This window comes from Streptomyces fodineus, assembly GCF_001735805.1.
GTDB lineage: Bacteria > Actinomycetota > Actinomycetes > Streptomycetales > Streptomycetaceae > Streptomyces > Streptomyces fodineus.
On sequence record NZ_CP017248.1, the window covers coordinates 9,378,934 to 9,400,698 of the forward strand.

The window sequence follows — 21,765 nt, forward strand, 5'->3', positions numbered from 1 at the left end:
GGGCAAGCTAATCATCTTCCGGGTCCGTAACAGAAGGACGGGGCGTGCCGCGGCTCGGCCCTGGCGTCGCCAAGGCACTGTGGGGCCTCGGCGATCGGGGTGCCGCAGATGCTGTCGACGGAGTGGCGGCCGCCCCGCGCTGCCCGGCGAGGTCGGCCTTCTCGGCGCGGCGGGCGATCGCCACGACACCCGTCCCGTGACCTTCAGGTTCCGGCACGGCACGAGGTCGCCCTCGTGGCAGGGCCGCGGCCGTGGCCGCGAGCGCCGCCGAACCAGCCGACCGCCTGTCGATCAACGAACCGGGTGATCCCGCGTGACCACCTGCCGCCTCTCGTCACCACAGCCAGGAGGTGCCTGATCAGGTGGCCGCGCACATCAGCGAGTTCATCGCCGGCCTTCAGCGGTCGAGGCGGCGTTGCTCGTGCGGGCGAGGCTCATGAGGTGCCGTCGACCTCGCGGACCAGCTCGATCGCCCTGGCCAAGGTGGCGAGGCGGGCCTGAAGGGTGTCACCGGCCGGGTACAGGCGCACGGTGTCGACTCCGGCGGCCCGCCACACCCGGAGGCGCTCGCGCACCATGGCTTCGGTGCCGATCAGTGTCGTACCCAGCACCATGTCGTCGGTCACCAGCGCCGCCGCACCGTCCCGGTCGCCGGCCTGCCACCGCTCGCGCACCGCGGCGGCGACCTCGGCCCAGCCCTGACGGCTGTAGGCGCTGTTGTAGAAGTTGGTGGACGCCGAACCCATGCCGCCCAGGCTGAAGGCCAGTTCCTTCTTGCGGCGCGCGGTCATCGCGCCGAGGGCTTCCTCGTCGGGTGCGAAGGCGACCTCGGCGCCCTGACAGACGTCCAGGTCGCCGCGTGTTCGGCCGCTGCGGACCAGGCCCTCGTCGAGGTGGGTGAAGTAGGCGTCGTCCGCGCCTTCGGGTACGAAACTGGTGCCCAGCCAGCCGTCGGCCACCTCCCCGGTGAGACGCAGCATGGCCGGTGACAGTGCGGCCAGATACAGGGGGATCCGGTGCTCGGCCCGCATCGACAGTCGCATGGGAACCGCTTCGCCGCCGGGCAGTGGGATGGTGAACTCCCCTCCCGCGTAGGCGAGTTTGCCGCCGTCGAACAGCCGTTGGACGATCTCGACGGTTTCCCGCATACGGCGCAGCGGCCGGGCGAACGGCACCCCGTGCAGTCCCTCCATCACTTGCGGACCCGAGGCCCCCAGGCCGAGCAGGAAGCGTCCGCCGGACAGGTTGGACAGCGTGATGGCGGTCTGTGCGACGGCGGCCGGAGTGCGGGTGCCCAGTTGTATGACACCGGAGCCCAGCAGCATCCGGTCGGTGCGCGCGGCGTAGTAGCCCAGTGCCGAGGGAGCGTCGGAGCCCCAGGCCTCGGCCACCCAGCAGATGTCCAGGCCGATCTTCTCTGCTTCGACGACGAAGTCCGCCTGCTCGGCCCAGCTTTCGCCGCCCGAGGCCTCGATCGTGGTGGCCGTACGCATCACGCCTCCGCCCGCTTCTTGATGTGCGCGAGGGTCGTGGCGATGCTCCGCTCGAACTCGCGCAGCCGGACGAACACGATCTTCTGCTCCTTCTCCGGCATCCGGTCGATCGCGGCCGACAGCCCGGAACGCCCGGGGCCCAACTGCATCCATTCCGACAGTTCCGTGCCGCCGTTTTCGGGCCGAAGGCGGAAGCGCCAGATCGCGGAAGGGTCGGCGGGGTCCTGCACCGTCCAGGCGAGGACCCGTTCCGGTTCGCACTCGATCACATGCGACGTCGTAGACCATTCGCCGAACGCCTCGTGCCTGCTGTGCCCGACGAACCTGGCGCCCACGGCCGGTCCGTCGGCGCCGTCGAGCCATTCGACGCGCTGGAGTTCCTCGCTCATGGCCGGCATCGAGGAGATGTCGCTGACCACTGCCCACACCCGTGCCGGAGGGGCGTCGATCCAGGTCCGCACCTCGACCGTGGGTTTGTCCGCATAGCGCGCGCCTGTCCACTCCACGTCAGCCGGCCTCCTCGCCGTCAAAGGGTGTGCCGACAGGGTTGCGTTAAGAGACTCAGCCTGTCAAGGACGGTATTGATCAGGCGGTGTTGAAGCGGCGTCGTACGTCCGGCCGGCGCTTGAGCCGCTCGGGATAACCGGGGCCCATCCGCATCGATGTCTCCTGGGCCACCAGGGGCCTTCGGCACGCGGAGCACACCACCTCCGCCGTGGTGTCGTGGTCGCACGCGTCGTGATGGAACACCACCGGGACGCCCTCCTCACCGGCCAGCCACCGGTCGCCCCACCTGGACATCGCGGCCAGCACGGTGAAGAGGTCGCGTCCCTTCTCCGTGAGGACGTAGTCGTAGCGCGGTGGTTCGGTTTCGTACAGCCGCTTCTCCAGCACCCCCTCCTCCACCAGGCGGCGCAGCCGGTCGGTCAGGGTGTTGCGCGCGATGCCCAGTTCCTGCTGGAACTCGTCGAAGCGGCGGATGCCGTAGAACGCTTCCCGTACGACCAGAGGAGTCCACTGGTCACCCAGCAGGTCGAGGGTGCGCGCGACGGAGCACGGCCAGTTGGCGAACGATGTTCGTTTCATGTCCCTGATGATAGGTGCCTGACGACAGGCAGTCTCGTAATGAGACTCTGCAGGTGCATCGCGGTTCTCGACGGGATCCGCGTGCGGAGTGAGTCAGAGGCCGATCTTCTGGCAGAAGCACACCCGGTGCTGTCCAGGACCGTCATAGTCGGTGTGTACGGGCAGCCCGTCGACCTCGCTGTCGCCACTTTCCAGGGAGAACCCCATGGCGCGGTGGAACGCGATGGATCCCGTGTTGCCCGGTGAGGTGACCGCACGGACCTCCGTGCGGCCTTGTACGGCGGCGCGCTGGAAGAACGCCGTGTAGAGGCGTCGGGCCACGCCCTGTCCGCGCAGCTTGGGGTCCACTCCCACGAAGTGGATGTACGCCTCGGTGTCGTTGTCGGCGGCGTAGAAGCCGATGAGGAACCCGTAGATCCCCGAGCCGTCCTCCAGGACCAGGCTGGTGCCGGAGAAGAACTGCAAGAACAGCTTGGGCAGCAGCAGGGACAGCTCTCGGGCCTGCTCGGGGGTGCGTGAGTCCCCCCACCACTGCTGTACGCACTCGACGATCGTGCCGTGGTCGGAAACGGTGGCCTGGCGCAGGGGCATTGCAATCCTCTCTGTTCCGTACTCCAGCGAAACAGTCTGCGTCAGCAGATCATCGCGCATGCCAGGCCGCGCCGACGCGATCCACGGATATGGGCAGGCTCCGCGGGTCGCCGACCGGTTGGACCCTCCTGAGCACCCCTGCCCGGCCTCCGTCGCACGGGGGAGCGAGGCGGTGTCCGGCATTCCAGCCGACCGCTGCCGGGACGTGGGCGCGCGACGGCCCCCGACCCGGCGCGGCGATCTGGCGCGACGACACCCCCGCCACCGTCCTGCGGGGACCTCGCCGCCCGCGCATCCCCGTCGTCAAGGACGGCGCTCGGTCCCGTTCCCCACCGCCCGACCAGGCTTTCGGCCGACCGCGCTGCCGCCGCCTCCGAGCGGCGACGTACTCTGGCCCGGTCGATGAGGAGGGCGGATGAGTGACACCGCGTGTCCCGGGGCGGTGCTGGTCGTCGACGACGACGCGGCGATCCGGCGGTCGCTGGAGCGCGGCCTCAGGCTGAACGGCTTCGTGGTGCACACCGCCGCCGACGGACCCGCGGCGCTCGCCGCGATCGAGCAGGCGCCGCCCGACGTCCTGGTGCTCGATGTGTCGATGCCCGGTATGAGCGGCATCGAGGTGTGCACCCGGCTCCGCGGCGCGGGCCGGGACCTGCCCGTGCTCATGCTCTCCGCCCTGGACGAGACGGCCGACCGTATCGCCGGACTCCAGGCGGGCGGCGACGACTACCTGGTCAAGCCGTTCGCCCTGCAGGAACTGGTGCTGCGGTTGCACGCGCTGCTGCGCCGCCGGCCGCCCGCCGACCGGGCGGTGCTGCGGGTGGCGGACCTGGTCATGGACCCGGGGGCGCGCACCGCAGAACGGGCCGGCCGCCCCATGGAGTTGACCCGCCGCGAGTTCGAACTCCTCGAGGTGCTCGCCCGCAACGCGGGACTCGTCCTCACCCGCGACCAGCTCCTGGAACGCGTGTGGGGCTACGACTTCGACGTGCGCACCGACGCCGTCGACACATTCGTCAGCTACCTACGGCGCAAACTCGAGGCCGATGGACGCTCCCGGCTGATCCACACCGTGCGCGGAGTCGGCTTCGTGCTCAGGGAGACGAGGGACACGCCGTGAGGCTGTCCACCCGTGTCGGCCTTGCCGTCGGCTGTACCGTGCCCCTGCTGGTGCTGGCCTCCGGCTGGCTGCTGCTGCACCTGGTCGCCCGTGACCTGCACCGGGCCGAGGACCAGCATCTGCACGAGCGGGCCGTGGCCGTGGCCCCGGATGCCCGGTCGCTGCTGCGGGCCACGGAGAACGGCCGGCCCAGGGCCGCCGACACCAGGGAACGCAAGCTGTTCAGCGCGGCCCTCGACGTCGGCGTACGCGTCGTGGGACCGGACGCGGACTTCCGTGGCGGTCCGCAGCCCGGCCCGCTGGTGACCCTCCCGAGGGGGACCGCCGGACCGGTCACCGTCCGCGACGGCACCCGCAGCTGGCGGGCCCTGGCCCGGCCCCTCCACGGCACCACCGGCACCCTGTGGGTCTTCTCGGCCGACACCGCCGACCGCACCCAAGTCCGGCTCGTGCGACGCCGTGTGACCCTCACCGCGCTCCTCGCCGCCCCCCTGTCCGGCCTGCTCGCGTGGGGCCTGGCAAGCGGGGCGAGCACCCCGCTGCGTCGTCTCACCCGCCGCACCGCCGGCCTCGACCCGCGCACCAGCAGCACCCGACTGGAGGAGCGGCGCACCGGGGTGACCGAGGTCGACGAGCTGGCCGCCACCCTGCGGACCGTACTCGCCCGCTACGACGAACAGGCCGCCCGCACCGCCGAGGCCCTGGACACCGCCCGGTCGTTCTCCGCCGCCGCGGCGCACGAACTGCGCACCCCGCTGATGAGCGTGGGCACCAACCTCGACATCCTCGCCGACCACCCGGGCCTGCCCGCGGCCGACCGCACCGAGGTCCTCGCCGACCTGCGACGCGAACACGCCCGCCTGCTGGGCCTGCTCGTGATGCTGCGTGAGCTGGGCCGCGGGGACCTGGTGGAGGCGGAGGCGTTCCGCCGGGTCGACCTCGCCGACGTGGCGGACGCGGCCGTCGCCGAGGCCCGCCGCCGGGCCCCGGACGCCGAGATCACCCTGGACGCCGACCCGGGGCTCACCGTGCACGGCTGGGAGCCGGGCCTCAGGCTGCTGCTGGACAACCTGCTCGGCAACGCCCTGGCCCACGGCCGGGACGAGCGGGGCCGGGCGTGGATCCACCTGGGCGTGCGCCCGGCGGCGGACCAGGTCCTGATCACGGTGGACGACCACGGGCCCGGCGTACCGCCCGACGCCCGGAGCCGGATCTTCGAGCGGTTCCAGCGCGGCCCGGACAGCGCGGGCTCCGGGCTCGGTCTCACCCTCGTCGCCCAGCAGGCGGCGCTGCACCGGGGCAGCGTCACGGCGACGGACGCACCGGACGGCGTCGGCGCCCGCTTCGAGGTACGGCTGCCCTCGGGCGGCGGCGCGCTGCCCGGCCGGCGGGACTGGCTCATCGGCACAGCCGGGGCAAACCGGTCACAGAGTTTCCCCAAAGAGGCCCCCTAGCCTCCCGTACGACGGACGGACGACCTGGCCGTCCGGGAAAGTGAACGGAGAGGCAGATGTACGTACGACGACGGACGCGCACGCTGCTCGCGGGGCTCGCCGTGACAGCCGTCCTGGCCGGCACGGCGGGGGCGGCCTCCGCGGCCGACAGCACGCCCACCGCGAAGCCGGCCGGTGACGGGGCCCCCGCACTGTGCAAGCGGGTGCCCAAGATCGACCGCCGGATCACCCGGGCCCTGAACCGGCTCGACGCCGGCGTCGCAACGCGCGGCTCGGTGGCACGGCTGCAGAAGCGGGTCGACAACGCGAAGAAGGCGGGCCACACCGAGATCGCGACCTTCCTCCAGAACCGGCTGGACTTCCGCAAGTCGCTGCGGACCAACCTGGAGCAGCGCCGGAAGGACCTGGCGAACGTCAAGACCTGGTGCGAGGCCAACGGCGACGGCAAGGCGACCGGCTGATGCGGCTTCGGCGCTCGGTCGGCACGGCGACGGCGGTCGCCGCGCTGGTGGCGCTCACCGCGGGGTGCGGCCACCACGACGGCGCCTCCCCGAAGGCCTCGCCCGACGCCGTGTCCGCCACGGCCCCGTCCGCCGGGCCTTCGCAACTGGCGCAGATGCAGAAGAAGGTGGACGCGGCCGAGTCCGCGGCCGCCGCGGCCGACCGCGACGCGGCGGACACCGCCGACCGCTGACCCGTGCGGGGAGCGCAACCGAGCGCTCCCCGCACGGCGCCCACGGCGGCTCACCGAGCAGGTCCACCCCGCGACGATCACCGTCTGCTCGGTGCCGTCGCCCGTCTGCGAGCGGGCCGCCCTCCTTCAGCACCTCGTGCGCCGCCGCCCGCGACCGCGTGTACGGGGACGACGAGGCGGCGGGCGAGGAGGCCACCCGAAACGCCGCCTGGCTCAGCGTGATCGCGCCGACGACCGCGCGGCCGGGGATGGAGCCGTCACCCGCTCACCAGGGCGTTCACCACGGCCAGTACGGCGACCACCACGAACGCCGAGAGCCGGTGTGGGTGCCGGCCGCTATCACACCGACGCCACTGGCGACCGCCAGTGAATCCACTGGATCCGCTTCTCGCGGCCGGAGCGCACGGTGGGAGGTCGGCGGACGCCTGAGGGAGTAGCGTATTCATCGGTCGATGAATTACTGCTCTCGGAAAGGGCGGGACGTCATGGAACAGACCACCTGCTGTGTGGTGGGCGGCGGACCCGCCGGCATGGTGCTCGCCCTGCTGCTGGCCCGGGCCGGCGTCGACGTGACGGTGCTGGAGAAGCACGGCGACTTCCTGCGTGACTTCCGTGGCGACACCGTCCATCCCTCCACCCTGGCGCTGCTGGACGACCTCGGTCTGGCCGAGCGCTTCGCCCGGCTGCCGCAGCGCCGGGTGCGCACCGTCCAGCTGCCGGTAGGTCCCGGCCGCTCGACGGTCACGGTCGGGGACCTCTCGGTGCTGCCCGGCCCCTACAACTACATCGCGATGGTGCCGCAGTGGGACCTGCTGGACCTGCTCGCGGACGAGGCCGGTGGCGAGCCGTCCTTCCACTTGCGGATGAAGACGGAAGCGACCTCCTTCCTGGTCGAATCCGGACGTGTGAGGGGGGTGCGCTACCGTACCTCCGACGGCCGCACCGGCGAGCTGCGCGCCCTTCTCACCGTCGCCTGCGACGGCCGTGGGTCACTCGCCCGCTCCCGGCCGGAACTGGGACTGCACGGCTACGCCTGCCCGATGGACGCATGGTGGTTCCGGCTGCCCCGCCGAGACGGTGACCCGCAAGGACTCGTCGGCGCCGCCGGTGACCGCTTCCTGACCGCGATGATCGACCGCGGCGACTACTGGCAGTGCGCCGGACTCATCCCCAAGGGCACGGACGCCCAGCGTCGCGCCGCCGGCCTCGACCGTTTCCTGGCCGAGTTCACGGCCGCCGCCCCCTGGATGGCCGACCGCGTGCACGCCCTGCGCTCGTGGGACGACGTCAAACTCCTCGATGTGCGCCTGGACCGGCTGCGCCGCTGGCACCGCCCCGGTCTGTTGTGCATCGGCGACGCCGCGCACGCGATGTCCCCGGTCTTCGGCATCGGCATCAACCTCGCGGTGCAGGACGCCGTGGCCGCCGCCCGCTACCTCGCCGAGCCGCTGCGCCGAGGCGCCGTCCGTCCGCGCGACGTACGCCGTCTGCAGCGCCGTCGCCGTCCCACCACGGTCGCCACCCAGACGCTCCAGCGGATGGCCCACGCCCGCTTCATCGCTCCCGTGCTGCAGGGCCGGCCACCCCTGGGGAGCGCGGACCGGGCCCGGCTGCTGGCGCGGCTGCTCGCCGAGTCGCGCTGGATCCGCCGGCTCCCGGCGTACTTCGTCGCCTACGGCGCCCTTCGGGAACGGCCGCCCGCCGCGGCGGTCCGCTAGCGGCCGTCGTCGCGGGGAAGGCGGGTTACGGACGGCCCCGCGATTGCCTTGACAAGTGTTGTCATGACAACGACGATGGATCCTGTGAGTAACACGAGTGGACTCCACGACCACCTCGGCTACTGGCTGCGTCGCCTGTCCGACGAGGTGCACAGCCGGTTCGAGACCGAACTCGCCCGGCATGACGTCACCGTCTCCCAGTGGGGGGTGATGGTCAGCGTGTTCCACGGCCACGACACCACCAAGGCCGTGGCCGCGCACATGGACATCGATCCGGGAGCCGTCTCCCGCCTGGTCGACCGCCTCACGGCCAAGCGCCTCATCCGCCGCGAGCCCGACCCCGCCTCCCGGCGCACGGTCCGGCTCGTCCTGACCGACCAGGGGCAGGCCCTCGTACCGGTGCTGGCCGAACTGGCGGACCGCAACGACCACCACTACTTCGGCTCGCTGGACTCCGGTCAGCGCCGGCAGCTGGAGCAATGGATCCGGCGGCTGGTGGGCGAAACCCATACCCCGCCGCCACCCGACAACCCTTGAAAGAAGCGCACGATGAGCATCAGTCGCTCCATGACCAAGACCATCGGCATCGACCGCCCGTGCGAGGAGGTCTTCGCCTTCCTCGCCGACCCCGCGAACTGGCCCAAGTGGGCGGTGGTCAACGTCCGGTCCATCGAGCCCAGCGACGACCCCGACTGGTGGCACATGTCCACCCCGCTGGGCCCGGCCAGGCTGGGCCTGCGTCCCAACGCCGAGTTCGGCATCCTCGACCACGACTACGTCGACGACACCGCCTCCTGGCGGGTACCGGCCCGCGTGGTCCCGAACGGCGACGGCACGGAATTCATGATCACATTCCACCAGCCGCCGTCGCTCGGGGACTCCGTCTTCAAGGAGCAGACCGACCTGGTCGACACCGAACTCGCCACGCTCAAGAAGATCCTCGAGTCCGGTCCGGCAGAGGTCACAGCATGACGTGCTTGACCTGGGTGTAGTCCAGCAGGCCGGTGAGGGACAGGTCGCTGCCGTAGCCGGAGTGCCGCACGCCCCCGTGCGGCATCTCCGAGACGGTCGTGCCATGCGTGTTGACCCAGACGATGCCGGTGTGCAGCGCCCGGCTCGCGCGCATGGCGCGGTCGTGGTCACGGGTCCACACGCTCGCGGCCAGACCCTGGGGCACCGCGTTCGCCATACGGAAGGCCTCGCGCTCGTCGCGGAAGGGCTGCACGGTGACGACCGGACCGAACACCTCGCTCCGTACGATCTCGTCCTCCTGCCGCACCCCGGCCACCACCGTGGCCTGGTGGAAGTAGCCGGGTCGGTCCAGGGCCCCGCCACCGGTGACGACCTCGGCATGGGTCGGAAGCCGTTCCAACAGCCCACGTACGGAGGCGAGTTGGGCAGCGTTGGCGAGCGGGCCGAAGTCGGCGTGTCCGTCGTCGGAGGTACCGGGTACCCGCTGCGCGGCCCGGTGCGCGAACGCGTCCAGGAAGGCGTCGTGGACGCGCTGATGGACCAGGATCCGGGTCGCCGCCGTACAGTCCTGGCCCGCGTTGTAGAAGGACAGGTACGACAACTGCTCGACCGCGTCGGCGAGATCCGCGTCCTCGTGGACCAGGACCGGTGCGTTGCCGCCGAGTTCGAGGTGGAGCCGTTTGAGATCGGCCGCCGCCGCGGCCGCGATCTCCTGTCCGGCGCGGACGCTGCCGGTGACGGCGACCAGCCGGACGTCGGGGTGCTCGACCAGCAGACGTCCGGTGTCACGGTCGCCGCACACCACGTTGAGCACCCCCGGCGGCAGGTGCTCGGCGGCGAGCCGGGCGAGCAGCGTGGCGGAGGACGGCGTGGTGTCGGACGGCTTCAGGACGACCGTGTTGCCGGCGGCCAGCGCGGGGGCGATCTTCCAGACGGCCATCATCAGCGGGTAGTTCCACGGGGTGATCTGGGCGCAGACACCGACCGGTTCACGGCGCAGCACCGAGGTGCGGCCCGGGGTGTACTCGGCGGCCGCGGCGCCCGGCAGGTTCCGCGCGGCTCCGGCGAAGTACCGCAGCACATCCACGATCGCGGGCAGTTCGTCCGCCAGGAACAGAGCCCGGGGTTTGCCCGTGTCGGTCACCTCGGCGCCCGCCACGGCAGCCGACTGCCGTTCGAGGGCGTCGGCGATGCGCAGCAGTGCGGTCTGCCGCGTCGCCGGCGTGCCGGCCGACCAGCCGGGAAAGGCGGCCTGCGCCGCCCGGCAGGCCGCGTCCACGTCCTCGGGACCGGAGCGCGGGGCCGTGCCGTGCGCGAGCGCGGTGGCGGGGTCGATCAGCGGCAGGGTCGCCCCCGACGAGGCCGGCACCTCCTTGCCGCCGATGTGGTTGAGGACGGTCGTGAGGTCAGCCACGGCGCAGCGCCTCCTCGGCGGCGGCGCGGCCGGTGCGGACCGCGCCTTCCATGTACCCGGCGACCCACTGGTCCGAGCCGCAGACGTAGAACGGCGGTTCATGCGTGCCGTGCAGCGGGCCGACCGCCATCACCTCGCCCGGCGGCCACTGCGTGACATAGCCCTGGGTCCACGGGTCGGTGCCCCACATCCGCAGATGACAGGCGGCCGGCCGCAGGGCCTCCTCGCCGAACATGCCGGCCACCTCGGCCAGCAGCTCGGGGGTGCGCCGATGAGGAGGGGTGCCCAGCAGGACGCCGTAGCGCTCGGGCGGTATCAGCGCCGACAGCACGCCCTCGTTCTGCGGCCAGGTGCTGCCCAGCACCCCCTCGGCCTCCGACAGACCGCTCAGGCCGTCGGCGCGCCAGAAGGGACGGCCGTACACGGCGACGAACTTCGCGGCCGTCGCCTGCCGTTGCCGGTGCAGCGACGCGAGGCGGGCGTCACTCACACCGGTGATGGAGACCGACCGCAGCGGTCCCACCGGCAGGGCACTCACCACGGCCCCCGCGGTCAGGACCTCGCCGGTGACCAGGCGCACCGTGCAGTGGCCGGGGCGTACGTCCAGCGCGGCGACGGGCGAGCCGAGGCGGATGCGCGGCCCCAGCTCACGGCCCATGACCTCGGCGAGTGTGGCTGATCCGTCCGCCGGCCGCAGCCCCTCCCAGTCGTCGTAGTCGTAGTCGCCCGGACCGGGGACCGCCGCGCTCTTGCGCAGCGCGGCCAGGAGCGAGATGCGTTCGTACGATCCACCCGCCAGGGCCAGTTGGCCGATGTCCCACAGCCGCACCACGGCGGGTGTGGCGTGGCGGGAGCGCAGCCAGTCGGCCACGGACAGCCGGTCCAGGGCGCTCGCCTCCGGATGCGACCAGGGGTCGTCGGGGTCGACCGTGTCGGCGAGCTCGCCGAACTCCGCGCCGAGCCGCTCGTGTTGGGCCATGTCTGCGGGGCCGCACCAGTGCGGTGGCTCCCCGGCCGACAGCCCCTCGGGTGTGGAACGGGTGATGCGGCCGGGCTCGGAGACGTAACTGGGGACGAGCTCCAGGCCGAGTTCCTTGGCGAGTCGAAGGTATGCGGTGTGGGCCAGGCCGACCACTTCGCCGCCCAGCTGGACGGTACGGCCGTCGGGTGTACGGGTCTGCTCGACCCGGCCGCCCACGCGGTCCCGGGCCTCCAGGACCAGCACATCCGTGCCGGCGGCGGCCAGGTCCCGGGCGGCGGCGAGGCCGGCGAGCCCCGCGCCGAGCACGATCACGTCGTGATGCATCGGTTTCGCTCTCTGTGAAGTGGCTCAGGCCAGGACCAGGCAGTGCTCGGGCCGCCAGCCGAACTCCACTGTCTCGCCGCCGCTCCAGCGGTCCTCCATGCGTGCGCGGGCCGTGTTCTGTTCCAGCACGGACAGCGTGACGCCCGGGGCGAGTTCGATGAGGTAGGTCGTGGTCGGGCCGCTGTAGACCGTCTCGCGGATCACACCCGACAGCACCGACATGCCCGGTTCGAAGTCGGACAGCCAGATCTTCTCGGGGCGCACCGAGACGCTGACCGAGGCGCCGTCCGTGATGCCGGTGCGGGCGCCGACCGGCAGGGCGGGACCGCCTTCCAGGGCGACCTCGCCGCCCCGGTAGGTGCCGGACATCAGGTTGGACGTGCCCATGAACGAGGCGACGAACCGGCTTGTGGGGTGCTCATAGACGTCCTCGGGTGTGCCGCACTGCTCGACGCGGCCCTCGCTCATCACGGCGATCCGGTCCGACATCGTCAGCGCCTCGTCCTGGTCGTGGGTGACGAAGACGAAGGTGATGCCGACCTCGCGCTGGATCTGCTTCAGCTCCACCTGCATCTGCCGGCGCAGCTTCAGGTCGAGCGCGGCCAGCGGCTCGTCCAGCAGCAGGACGGCCGGGCGGTTCACCAGCGCGCGGGCGAGCGCGACGCGCTGGCGCTGGCCGCCGGAGAGCGTACGGGGCTTGCGCTCGGCGAGGCCGGCGAGCTGGACCAGATCCAGCATCTCGCCGACGCGCTGCCGGATCTCGGCCTTGGCCACGCCCTTGCGCTTGAGGCCGAAGGCGACGTTGTCGGCGATGCTCAGGTGGTCGAACAGCGCGTAGCTCTGGAAGACCGTGTTGACGTTGCGCCGGTTGGGCGGCAGCGCGGTCACCTCCTCACCGGCGAGCAGCACCGAGCCCTCGGTGGGGTCGCTGAACCCGCCGATCATGCGCAGCGTGGTGGTCTTGCCGCAGCCGGAGGGGCCCAGCAGGGAGAAGAAGTGCCCGGCCTCGATGTCGAGGTCGAGGCGGTGGACGGCGTAGGAGTCACCGAACTGCTTGGAGACGCCGTCGAGCCGGACGGCCGGGGTCGCGTCCATGGGGTCACTCTCCGGAGAGGATGTCGAGGCCGCCACGGCGGCCGAAGAGGCGCGGGATGAACAGGGCCAGGGCGATCAGGCCGACGGATCCCGCGAGCATCAGCGTGCCGACCGCGTTGATGGTGGGCTGTACGCCGAAGCGGATGGCCGAGTAGATGCGAACCGACAGCGGCTGGGGATCGACGCCGGTGGTGAAGTAGGCGAGGACGAAGTCGTCGAAGACCAGCGCGAAGATCAGCACGGCGGAGGCGAGTACGGCGGGCAGCAGGGCCGGCAGGGTCACCAGGCGGACCGCCTGCCAGCGGGTGGCGCCCAGGTCCATCGCGGCCTCCTCCACCTCCGGATTCAGCGCGGCGATGCGGGAGCGGAGGATGACGGTGACGTAGGAGATGGAGAAGGTGATCTCGGCGAGCATCACCGTGCCGGTGGACAGGGCCACGCCCAGCCCCTTGAACAGCAGCATCGAGGCGACGCCGGTGACGATCTCCGGTGTGACCAGCGGCACCAGCATGATCAGGCCCGCCAGTGAGCCGAGCCGGGTGCGGCAGCGGACCAGGCCGAGCGCGAGCGCCACCCCGAGGACGACCGAACCGGCCATCGCCACCAGGGAGATGCGCAGACTGGTCCCCAGGGAGGAGATCAGCACGTCGTCGTGGACGAAGGCGCGGTACCAGCGCAGGCTGAACCCGCTGAACACGGTCAGGGACTTCTTGGAGTTGAACGAGAACAGGGTGACGACGGCGATGGGCAGGTACAGCAGTGCGAAGAACAGCCCGGTGACGGCGATGAGGACGCGCGGCTTGCGGTCGGCGCGCCCGCGGCGGGTGCGGGCCTTGACGGCAGGACGGGCCGGGGCCGTGGCGGAGGGCAGCCTGAGCAGGGTCATCGGCGGGCCTCCGCCTCGTCCTTGCGGGTGCGCCGCAGATAGCCCAGCATCCCGATCAGCAGGACGAGCATCAGCAGCATGGTGAGCGCGGACCCCAGCGGCCAGTTCTGGCCCTGGAAGAACTTGTCCTGGATCAGGTTGCCGATCATGATCTGGTCCGGCCCTCCCATGAGCTGTGCGCTGACGAAGTCGCCCATGGCGGGCAGGAAGACCAGGACGAGCCCGGCCGCCGCGCCCTGCCGGGTGGCGGGCAGGGTGACGAAGAAGAAGGTGCGGACCGGGCCGCCGTACAGGTCGCGGCCGGCCTCGATGAGGGAGACGTCCAGGCGTTCCAGCGCCGCGTACAGCGGAATGATCATGAAGACGACGAAGCCGTAGACGAGTCCCGCGACCACGCCGACGCCGGTGTTGAGGATCTTCGTGTTCCCGTCGGCCAGCCCCACGGCACGCAGCGTGCGCAGCACCGGTCCGTCGTCGGACAGGACGACCGACCAGCCGTACATGCGCACCAGATAGTTGGCGAAGAACGGGACCACGATCGCCGCGATCAGCGCGTGTTTGTACCGTCCTGCGTGCAGGGCGATGGTGTACGCCACCGGGTAGGCGATCAGCAGACAGATCGCACAGGTCAGCAGCGCGTAGCCCAGGGAGCGGGCCAGGACCTCGCTGTAGGCGGGGTCGGCGAGGGCGCGGACGCCGGACAGGTCGAAGCCGAAGCGGGGATTGCCGAGGTCGTCGGTGGTGCCGACCGCGAGCACGGCGACCAGCACCAGCGAGGCGATCAGGAACCCGGTCATCCACAGGGTGCCCGGCACCATGAGCCAGGTCCAGATGCGGTCGCCGCCGGTGCCGCGCCGGCGGATGCGCGAGGAGGGGCGCAGCAGTGCCATGTCAGCCCGCCTTCACATGGGTCCAGGCGGTGTCGCGGGCGTCCTCCGCCGCGCGGCCGCCGTTGCGGAAGAACAGGCCGGCCCTGAGGTCGTCCTCGGTGACGAGGCACTCGGGGAACGGTTTGACCAGGTCGGCGTATGTCTTCTCGGTGCCCGCCACCGGCATCGGATAGCCGATGTACTCGATGTTCTTCTTCACGTTCTCCGGCCGCAGCATGTAGTCGATGAACAGCATCGCGGTGCCGGGGTGCGGGGCGTTCCAGGGAATGGCGTAGCAGTCGGAGTTGATCGGCGTGCCCTCTTTGGGGGCCTCGAAGCCGAACACGGACGGATCCTTGGCCTGGTTGAGCATGGCGGCCATGTCGCCGCTCCACGCCTGTGTCATGACCGCGTTGCCGTTGAGCAGGTTGTTGTAGCTGTCGCTGGAGAAGCCGCGCAGATGGGGGCGGAGGGTGCCCAGCAGGGACGTGATCCGGTCCAGGTCACCGGTGTTCCCGGTGCTGACCTTCAGACCGAGTTCGAGGGCACCCATTCCGAGGACCTCGTCGCGGTCGTCCAGCAGAAAGACCTTGCCGCGGGCTTTGTCGCTCCACAGGTCGCGCCAGGATCCGGTCAGTTCACCGATCTTGTCGCGGCGCCAGCCGATGCCCGTCTTGTACGCGGTGAAGGGGACCGTGTGCGCGGAGCCGGGGTCGTACCAGGGGTCGGCGAAGTATGTGTACTTGCCGAAGATGGCGTGCGCGTTGGTGAGCTGGGTGTGGTCGATACGGCGCAGCCGGCCGCCGTGGACCAGGCGCTGGGCCCATTTGGCGCTGGGGAAGACGACGTCGTAGCGGTTGCCGGCGTTGAGCTTGGCGACCATGCCTTCCATCGAGTCGAAGTTCGACTGGATGACCTTGACGCCGTACTCCTTCTCGAAGCCCTTGAACACGGACGGGTCGACGTAGTCGGCCCAGTTGAAGTAGACGAGATCGCCGTCGACGCGGGCCCTGACCGGGGCGAGCTGCTGGGCATCGGGCGTTTTCGCGGGCATGAACCCGCAGCCGCCGGCCGTGGCGCCCAGTAGCGCGCAGGCGCCCGTCCGCAGCACGGCGCGTCGGGTCGGCGATGGTACCTCGGGGGACATCGAACGTCCTCTCCATTGAGGAACGGCACAACTCCAGGGCGGGACCGGCTGGTCGGCTCACTACAGGCCCTGACTCCGTAGGGAAGACCGGTCTGGGGAGGGTGCGATCGTGCGTCAGCGGGGGAGGGGTAAGCCCGTTCGAGGGCGTTCGGCATGCGGCGTGCGCGAGGACGTCACGGTGCCTTTCCCCCCAGGTCGTCCCGGACCCGGCGGGCGAACCAGCCGACGGCGGCCTCGCGCTGTGAGAGCGGGCCCGGCTCGAAACCGGGCGTGGTCAGACCGGCCTGTACGCGCTCCACCAGCTCGGCGTCCTCGTCGTTGGTGACCCAGCCGATGTGGATGTTCAGCCGTCGCGCCAGCCGGGTGCGGACACTCTCCCCGTGCTTGGTGTAGAAGGCGCCCGGGATCGCCGCCCGGTCCTGGGCGGTGGGCAGGGCGGTCCACGCGAGCACGTGGTCAGGGTAGAAGTCGATGAGCGTGTTCGGATAGATCACGGCGTACCGCCACACCCGCCGGTCGGCCTCGGCCAGGCCGGGCATCGGGGCCGCGAGGCGCTGGTAGAGCCGCTCCGACCAGTTCGAGGAGGGTTTGTCGCGCAGCGGTGATTCGAACAGGACGTAGTTCTCCCGTACGTCCACCGTGTACGCCTGGTAGTCCAGCAGCCGCATGAGCGCGGGGTGGGCGACGGGGACGTGATAGCCCTCCAGGTAGTTGTCGACGATCACCTTCCAGTTGGCGTTCTGCTCCTCGCCGTTCGCCACGTCGTGGATGCGGTGCTTGCCGACGGGCACGAGGCCGGGCCCCGCGTAGCGGCCGACGGCCTCGGCGAGCCCGGCGCAGCTCTCGGCGAGCGGGGTCGCCTCCAGATCGAGGTTGACGAAGACGAAGCCGAGGAAGGACTCGACATTGACCGGGTGCAGCCCCAGCTTGGGCTTGTCCAGGCAGGGGATCCGACGGGCCTCGGGGGCGCCGACGAGGCGTCCGTCCAGCTTGTAGGTCCAGCCGTGGTACGGGCAGCGGATCGCCTTGCCGGCCGGCTCGGGCGCCGTGACCAGGCGGGTGCCGCGGTGCCGGCAGACGTTGAGGTGGGCGGCGAGGCCCCCGTCCTCGGTGCGGACCACCAGCACCTCCCGGCCGGCCGCGGTGGCGGTCAGGCGCGCACCGGGGCCGGGGAGGTCGGATTCGTGGCAGACGAGCTGCCAGGACTTGGCGAAGATGCGTGCGGTCTCGGCCTCGGCGATGGCCGGATCTGTGTAGTAGCGGGCCGGCAGGGCGTCCCCGGGATGCTCGGGGGGCGGCTCCGGCGGGACAGCGGAGACGGCGGCTGCCCGAGTGGTGGTCGAGGGGTGCATGGAGTCCTCCTCCGCGCCGCGGCGGCGGCGATGGGCGGTGAGGCTGTGCCGGGGAAGTTCGGCAGGAATGGCCTTTCGACCTGCCGGGATCCGGCTGACTGATTGGTTAGTCAGAGTGCTGCCGGGGTGGCCGCAAGTCAAGACTTGTGTCCTGACTAATTAGTTAGTTAGTCTCGTGGCAGGTGGATGGCCAAGGCTCGTGAAGGGCCTTTCGCGGCCGTTCCGTAAGCCCGCGGACCTCGATCCGCGCCACCCGGGCGTCCGATTCCGGACACCATCGATCCGGGCGGTGCACGGCTCCGGCCGATCACGTCGCACCGTCGAGGATGCCCCGCTGTCCACGCCGTGCCCGACCCCGAGGCCGGCACCCCGCACCCGCTTCCCACCCGACCCCGGCCGGGCGCCGAGGCACCCCCGTCCACGCCGTCGCCGCGCCACCCCGTTTCCGGGCCATCCGGAGACGGTTCGGCCAAGGAGGCACCCATGAGCGCCCGCCGAAGTCTGGTATGGCTCGGCCTCACGCCGGAGCCCGAACGGGAACTGCCCGCCGCGGTGGCCGCCCTGCGCGCACCGGCGGCCGGCCGCCCCTCGTCCGCCTCGGTCGACGCCGAGCGGCAGCGCGTCGAGCGCCTGGTGCTGCGCGGCACGCAGCACAGCTGGCTGCGCTACCTCGGCGAAGTCACCGACCTGGTCGTCCGGGCCGCGGCGGGATCCACGAGCGGCGACCCCCGGCCGGCGCTGGTGGCCGGCGAGGTCGTCCTCGACCACCACCGCATGCTGATCGGCCTGCCCGGCACCGCCTACGCGCGCACCGCCCCGCAGCGACGGGACCTGGAACGGGCGTTGGCGCGGTTGCGAGCGCGCTCTGGCGGAAGCCCCTTTGATCACTCCGGCCACTCAGGCCACTGCAATCCCAGGAGCACCGTATGACCGGCGTCCACTCCCTCCTCCCCGAAGGACAGCCCGGTCTGCTCGTCTCGCCGGTGCTCGGTGCCGAGCCGTACCGCGGTGTCGAGGATCTCGCCGGATACCTCGCGGTGGGCGGGTACGCACCGCTGACCGCGCGGGACCCGTTGCTCGACCTGATCACCGCCGCCGGACTGCGGGGCCGCGGGGGCGCCGGCTTCCCCGCCGCAGTGAAGCTGCGCGCCGTGCTGAACGCCCCCGGCCGGCCCGTCGTCGTGGCCAACGGCGAGGAGGGCGAGCCCGGATCGGTCAAGGACCGGTGGCTGCTGTGCCACCGCCCGCACCTGGTCCTGGACGGCCTGCGGCTGGCCGCGGCCATGACCGGCGCCGAGCACGGCTACGTCTACCTCTCCGACGCCCGCGCCGAACAGGCCGTCCGGCACGCGCTCACCGTGCGTAACACCGGCCTGCGCATCGAGGTCGTACGAACGGAGGGGGCGTACGTGGCCGGGGAGGAGACCGCGGTCGTACGGCGTATCGAGGGCGGTCCGGCCCTGCCCAGGGCGAAGCCCCCGCGCCCCTTCGAGGCGGGGGTCGGCGGTGCGCCCACGCTGGTCGCCAACGTCGAGACACTGGCGCGGATCGCGGTGATGCACGCGTGCCCCGATGCCGCGGTGGCCGTGGCCGGCGCTCATCTGGTGACGGTCTCGGGATCCGGCGGTTCCACCGCCGCCCTGGCCGAGGTGCCCGCCGGTACGCATCTGAAGGTCCTCGCCGACCTGTGCGGGCACGGCAGGGCCGAGGCGGTTCTCCTGGGCGGTCTGTTCGGCGGACTGCACGGCGCGGGCTGGCCGGACCTCCCGCTCGACCACGACCTGCTGAAAGCGGCCGGCGGCGCACTCGGCTGCGGAGCGCTGCACTTCCTGCACCCCGCGGACTGCCCCCTCGCCGTTGCCACCGAAGCCATCGCCTACCTCGCGGCGCAGAGCGCCCGGCAGTGCGGGGTGTGCGTCTCCGGGACCGGGGCGCTGGCCGGGACCCTCACGGCCGTGGCCCGCGGTGAGGCGGACGACACGGCGGGCGACCGGCTGCACCGCTGGTCGCGGCAGCTGCCCGGCCGCGGGGCGTGCGGTCTGCTCGACGCCGCCGCCCGGATCGTCGCCTCCCTCCTCGCCCACTTCCCCGGCCGGATCGACGCCCACCGCGGCACCGGCTGCCCGGCGTGCACCGACAGGGCACCCACCGACGGCCGCCGGTTCACGGTGACCGTGCCCTGACCCCGCCCTTCCCCGCCGTTCCCGCCCCTCCCCGCCCCGAAGCGCACCCGAAAGGACCCCACCGTGAAACTCCTGCTGGACTCCACCCGCTGCCAGGGCTACGGCCTCTGCCAGGAACCCGCGCCCGAGCTGATCGACCTCGACGAGTGGGGCTACGCCGGGGTCCGCGTGACCGAAGTGACGGCCGTCGGCGCGGACGCCGCCGAAGCCGCCGTGGCGGCCTGCCCCAACTCCGCGCTGCGACTGGTCAAGTGACATGGGACGCGACCTGTCGGCTCTCTTCGACCCCGTCTCCGTCGCCGTCGTCGGAGCCAGCGACGACCCCGCCAAGTACGGCCACGCCATCGCCGCCCAGGCCCTGCGCGCCAACGGCCGCCGCCCCCTCCACCTGGTCAACCGGCGCGGCGGTACGGTCCTCGGCCGTACCGCGGCCACCAGCCTGAGCGCGATCGGCGAACCCGTCGACCTGGCGGTGATCTCCGTACCTGCCGCCGGCTTCGAGGACGCCGTCGACGAGGCACTCCGGTGCGGGGCCCGCGCCGTCGTCGCCATCACCGCCGGCTTCGCGGAGACCGGCGCCGCGGGACGGGCACGCCAGCACGCCGTCGCCGAACGGGTACGCGCCGCCGGTGCCGTGATGGTCGGACCGAACTGCCTGGGACTCGCCGACAACACCACGGACCTCTTCCTGGCCTCCGACACCTTCACCCCCGGCGGTGTCGCCCTCCTCAGCCAGAGCGGCAACCTCGCCCTGGAACTCCAGCTCCGCTTCCGCCCGCACGGACTCGGCTTCTCGCGCTTCGTCTCGCTGGGCAACCAGGCCGACGTCACCCTCGTCGACCTGCTCGCCGACTGCGCCCGGCACGAGGGCACCCGCGCCGTCGCGGTCTACGCGGAGGACTTCGCCGACGGACGCGCCTTCGCCGAGGCCGCCGCCGGGGCGGGCAAGCCCGTGGTCCTGCTCACCGCCGGACGCGGCGACGCCTCCGCACGCAGCGCACAGTCCCACACCGGTGCGCTCACCACCTCGGCCGACGTGGTGGCCGCGGCCTGCCGGGACGCCGGTGTGGAACTGGTCGCCACCCCGCGCGAACTCGCCGTCGTCCTGGCCGGGTTGAGCGGCGCCCGGCGCGCAGCCGGACGCCGGGTCGCGGTCCTCACGGACGGCGGCGGCCACGGTGTCATCGCCGCCGACGCCGTCGAGGCGGCAGGCCTGAGCGTCCCCGAGCTCCACCAGCCGACACGGGATGAGCTCCGGAAGGTCCTGTGGGAGCAGTCGGCCGTCACCAACCCGGTGGACCTCGCCGGGATGGGGGAGCAGGACCCCGGTTCGTACGCGGAGACCGTCGCCGCGCTGCTGGCGGCCGAGGAGACCGACGCCGTGCTGATGACGGGCTACTTCGGCGGGTACGCGGCCGTCGACGGCGGGCTCGGCGGAGGCGGCACGGTCCTCGCGGACGGGGAACAGGCCGCCGCGCGCCTCATCGCCGACCGCCACCGGGCCACCGCGAAGCCGCTCGTGGTGCAGTCGATGTATCCCGAGTCGCCGAGCTGCCGCACCCTGGCCGCCGCCGGCATCCCGGTCTTCTCCGCCACCGAGGACGCCGCCCGCGCCCTCGCCGCCACGGCACCCGGCGCGCCGTCTGCGGGCATCACGCCCCTCCCCGCGCCCGCGGTCCCGCTGCGCGAGAGCGGCTATCTGCAGACCCGCAGGGCCCTGGAGGCGGCCGGCCTGTCCTTCCCGGCCGCACGGGAGGTCCACGACGAGACCGAACTCCTCGCCGTGACCGAGGAGTTCAGCGGGCCCTACGTCCTCAAGGCCCTCCATCTGCTGCACAAGTCCGACGCGGGCGGCGTGGCACTCGGCCTGGCCGGACCCGACGAACTGCGCACCGCCTTCCGCGAGATGCATGCCAGGCTCGGCGCCCCCTCCTACTCCGTGGAGGCGATGGCGGACCTGACCGACGGCGTGGAGCTGATCGTCGGCGTCAACCGCGATCCCCGTTTCGGTCCCGTCGCCATGGTGGGCCTGGGCGGCGTACTGGCCGAGGCCCTGCACGACGTCGCCTTCACCCTGGCCCCCGTGACCGCCGAGCGCGCCCTGCACCTGCTGCGCGGACTGCGGACCGCCGCCCTGCTCGACGGGGCGCGCGGCAGACCTCCCGTCGATGTCGCGGCGGCCGCGGCGGCCGTCGAGACGATCACGGCCTTCGCCGCCGCGCACCCGGAGATCGCCGAGATCGAGGTCAACCCCCTGCTCGTGCGCCCGCACGGGGTCCTCGCCCTGGACTCCCGCGCCGTACTCGCCTGACCCAACCACCTTTGTGAGCCGACCGAAGAGGCCCCCATGGACATGCGCTACACCCCGAGCAGGCCGACCTCAAG

Annotated in this window: 22 protein-coding genes; 11 read left to right on the top strand and 11 right to left on the bottom strand. The window is 72.0% G+C overall.

From position 1 onward, the window contains the following. Positions 1-434 precede the first annotated feature (434 nt). The 4 genes from BFF78_RS40750 to BFF78_RS40765 form a co-directional block, all read right to left on the bottom strand. A complete protein-coding gene (locus BFF78_RS40750; protein WP_069783063.1) occupies positions 435-1,493 on the bottom strand; it encodes an LLM class flavin-dependent oxidoreductase in 1,059 nt (352 codons plus the stop codon). Then, positions 1,493-1,999 carry an SRPBCC family protein gene (locus tag BFF78_RS40755; protein ID WP_069783064.1) on the bottom strand — a complete coding sequence of 169 codons (507 nt, stop codon included), beginning with the start codon at positions 1,997-1,999 and terminating at the stop codon, positions 1,493-1,495. The genes BFF78_RS40750 and BFF78_RS40755 overlap by 1 nt, the downstream gene beginning before the upstream one ends. Before the next feature lie 79 nt (positions 2,000-2,078). Next, positions 2,079-2,579 (bottom strand): winged helix-turn-helix transcriptional regulator, encoded by a 501-nt coding sequence (locus BFF78_RS40760; protein WP_069783065.1) that lies wholly within the window; start codon positions 2,577-2,579, stop codon positions 2,079-2,081. A gap of 93 nt (positions 2,580-2,672) precedes the next feature. Continuing rightward, complete coding sequence (locus BFF78_RS40765; protein WP_069783066.1) at positions 2,673-3,170, bottom strand: GNAT family N-acetyltransferase; 498 nt, start codon at positions 3,168-3,170, stop codon at positions 2,673-2,675. 415 nt (positions 3,171-3,585) lie between these two features. Between BFF78_RS40765 and BFF78_RS40770 the strand changes: the two genes are divergently transcribed. From BFF78_RS40770 to BFF78_RS40800, 7 genes are all read left to right on the top strand, one after another. Further along, positions 3,586-4,290, top strand: a complete 705-nt coding sequence (locus tag BFF78_RS40770; RefSeq protein WP_069783067.1) for a response regulator transcription factor — start codon at positions 3,586-3,588, stop codon at positions 4,288-4,290. Beyond that, positions 4,287-5,744: a sensor histidine kinase gene (locus tag BFF78_RS40775; protein ID WP_069783068.1), complete on the top strand. Its 1,458-nt coding sequence runs from the start codon at positions 4,287-4,289 to the stop codon at positions 5,742-5,744. Before BFF78_RS40770 ends, BFF78_RS40775 begins: the two co-directional genes overlap by 4 nt. Positions 5,745-5,800: 56 nt before the next feature. Beyond that, positions 5,801-6,205: a hypothetical protein gene (locus BFF78_RS40780; protein WP_069783069.1), complete on the top strand. Its 405-nt coding sequence runs from the start codon at positions 5,801-5,803 to the stop codon at positions 6,203-6,205. Beyond that, positions 6,205-6,438 (top strand): hypothetical protein, encoded by a 234-nt coding sequence (locus tag BFF78_RS40785; protein ID WP_069783070.1) that lies wholly within the window; start codon positions 6,205-6,207, stop codon positions 6,436-6,438. Before BFF78_RS40780 ends, BFF78_RS40785 begins: the two co-directional genes overlap by 1 nt. Before the next feature lie 485 nt (positions 6,439-6,923). Continuing rightward, complete coding sequence (locus tag BFF78_RS40790) at positions 6,924-8,156, top strand: FAD-dependent oxidoreductase (RefSeq protein WP_069783071.1); 1,233 nt, start codon at positions 6,924-6,926, stop codon at positions 8,154-8,156. Positions 8,157-8,240: 84 nt separating this feature from the next. After that, positions 8,241-8,693, top strand: a complete 453-nt coding sequence (locus tag BFF78_RS40795; protein WP_159033142.1) for a MarR family winged helix-turn-helix transcriptional regulator — start codon at positions 8,241-8,243, stop codon at positions 8,691-8,693. Between the two features lie 12 nt (positions 8,694-8,705). Further along, positions 8,706-9,128 carry an SRPBCC family protein gene (locus BFF78_RS40800; RefSeq protein ID WP_079161684.1) on the top strand — a complete coding sequence of 141 codons (423 nt, stop codon included), beginning with the start codon at positions 8,706-8,708 and terminating at the stop codon, positions 9,126-9,128. On the opposite strand, the gene BFF78_RS40805 is transcribed toward BFF78_RS40800, so the two are convergent. The 7 genes from BFF78_RS40805 to BFF78_RS40835 all read right to left on the bottom strand — a co-directional run bounded on the left by BFF78_RS40805 (position 9,118) and on the right by BFF78_RS40835 (position 17,197). Then, a complete protein-coding gene (locus tag BFF78_RS40805) occupies positions 9,118-10,542 on the bottom strand; it encodes an aminobutyraldehyde dehydrogenase (protein WP_069783074.1) in 1,425 nt (474 codons plus the stop codon). The genes BFF78_RS40800 and BFF78_RS40805 overlap by 11 nt on opposite strands. Further along, a complete protein-coding gene (locus tag BFF78_RS40810) occupies positions 10,535-11,848 on the bottom strand; it encodes a flavin monoamine oxidase family protein (protein WP_069783075.1) in 1,314 nt (437 codons plus the stop codon). The genes BFF78_RS40805 and BFF78_RS40810 overlap by 8 nt, the downstream gene beginning before the upstream one ends. A 24-nt stretch (positions 11,849-11,872) precedes the next feature. Further along, positions 11,873-12,943: an ABC transporter ATP-binding protein gene (locus BFF78_RS40815; protein ID WP_069783076.1), complete on the bottom strand. Its 1,071-nt coding sequence runs from the start codon at positions 12,941-12,943 to the stop codon at positions 11,873-11,875. 4 nt (positions 12,944-12,947) lie between these two features. Beyond that, entirely contained in the window at positions 12,948-13,829 is an 882-nt protein-coding gene (locus BFF78_RS40820) for an ABC transporter permease (protein ID WP_079161686.1), read from the bottom strand. Next, positions 13,826-14,719, bottom strand: a complete 894-nt coding sequence (locus BFF78_RS40825; protein WP_069783077.1) for an ABC transporter permease — start codon at positions 14,717-14,719, stop codon at positions 13,826-13,828. The genes BFF78_RS40820 and BFF78_RS40825 overlap by 4 nt, the downstream gene beginning before the upstream one ends. A gap of 1 nt (position 14,720) precedes the next feature. Continuing rightward, on the bottom strand, positions 14,721-15,845 hold the full coding sequence (locus tag BFF78_RS40830) for a polyamine ABC transporter substrate-binding protein (protein ID WP_069783078.1): 1,125 nt from the start codon (positions 15,843-15,845) through the stop codon (positions 14,721-14,723). A 173-nt stretch (positions 15,846-16,018) separates the two neighbouring features. Beyond that, positions 16,019-17,197 (bottom strand): aromatic ring-hydroxylating oxygenase subunit alpha, encoded by a 1,179-nt coding sequence (locus BFF78_RS40835; protein ID WP_099055014.1) that lies wholly within the window; start codon positions 17,195-17,197, stop codon positions 16,019-16,021. Between the two features lie 483 nt (positions 17,198-17,680). Here BFF78_RS40835 and BFF78_RS40840 point away from each other — a divergent pair, with 483 nt between their 5' ends. From BFF78_RS40840 to BFF78_RS40855, 4 genes are all read left to right on the top strand, one after another. After that, complete coding sequence (locus BFF78_RS40840) at positions 17,681-18,127, top strand: hypothetical protein (protein ID WP_069783079.1); 447 nt, start codon at positions 17,681-17,683, stop codon at positions 18,125-18,127. After that, positions 18,124-19,380, top strand: a complete 1,257-nt coding sequence (locus BFF78_RS40845; RefSeq protein WP_069783080.1) for an NADH-ubiquinone oxidoreductase-F iron-sulfur binding region domain-containing protein — start codon at positions 18,124-18,126, stop codon at positions 19,378-19,380. Before BFF78_RS40840 ends, BFF78_RS40845 begins: the two co-directional genes overlap by 4 nt. 63 nt (positions 19,381-19,443) lie before the next feature. Continuing rightward, positions 19,444-19,635 (top strand): ferredoxin, encoded by a 192-nt coding sequence (locus BFF78_RS40850; RefSeq protein WP_069783081.1) that lies wholly within the window; start codon positions 19,444-19,446, stop codon positions 19,633-19,635. A 1-nt stretch (position 19,636) separates the two neighbouring features. After that, positions 19,637-21,691 carry an acetate--CoA ligase family protein gene (locus BFF78_RS40855; protein ID WP_069783082.1) on the top strand — a complete coding sequence of 685 codons (2,055 nt, stop codon included), beginning with the start codon at positions 19,637-19,639 and terminating at the stop codon, positions 21,689-21,691. The last annotated feature ends 74 nt before the right edge of the window (positions 21,692-21,765 follow it).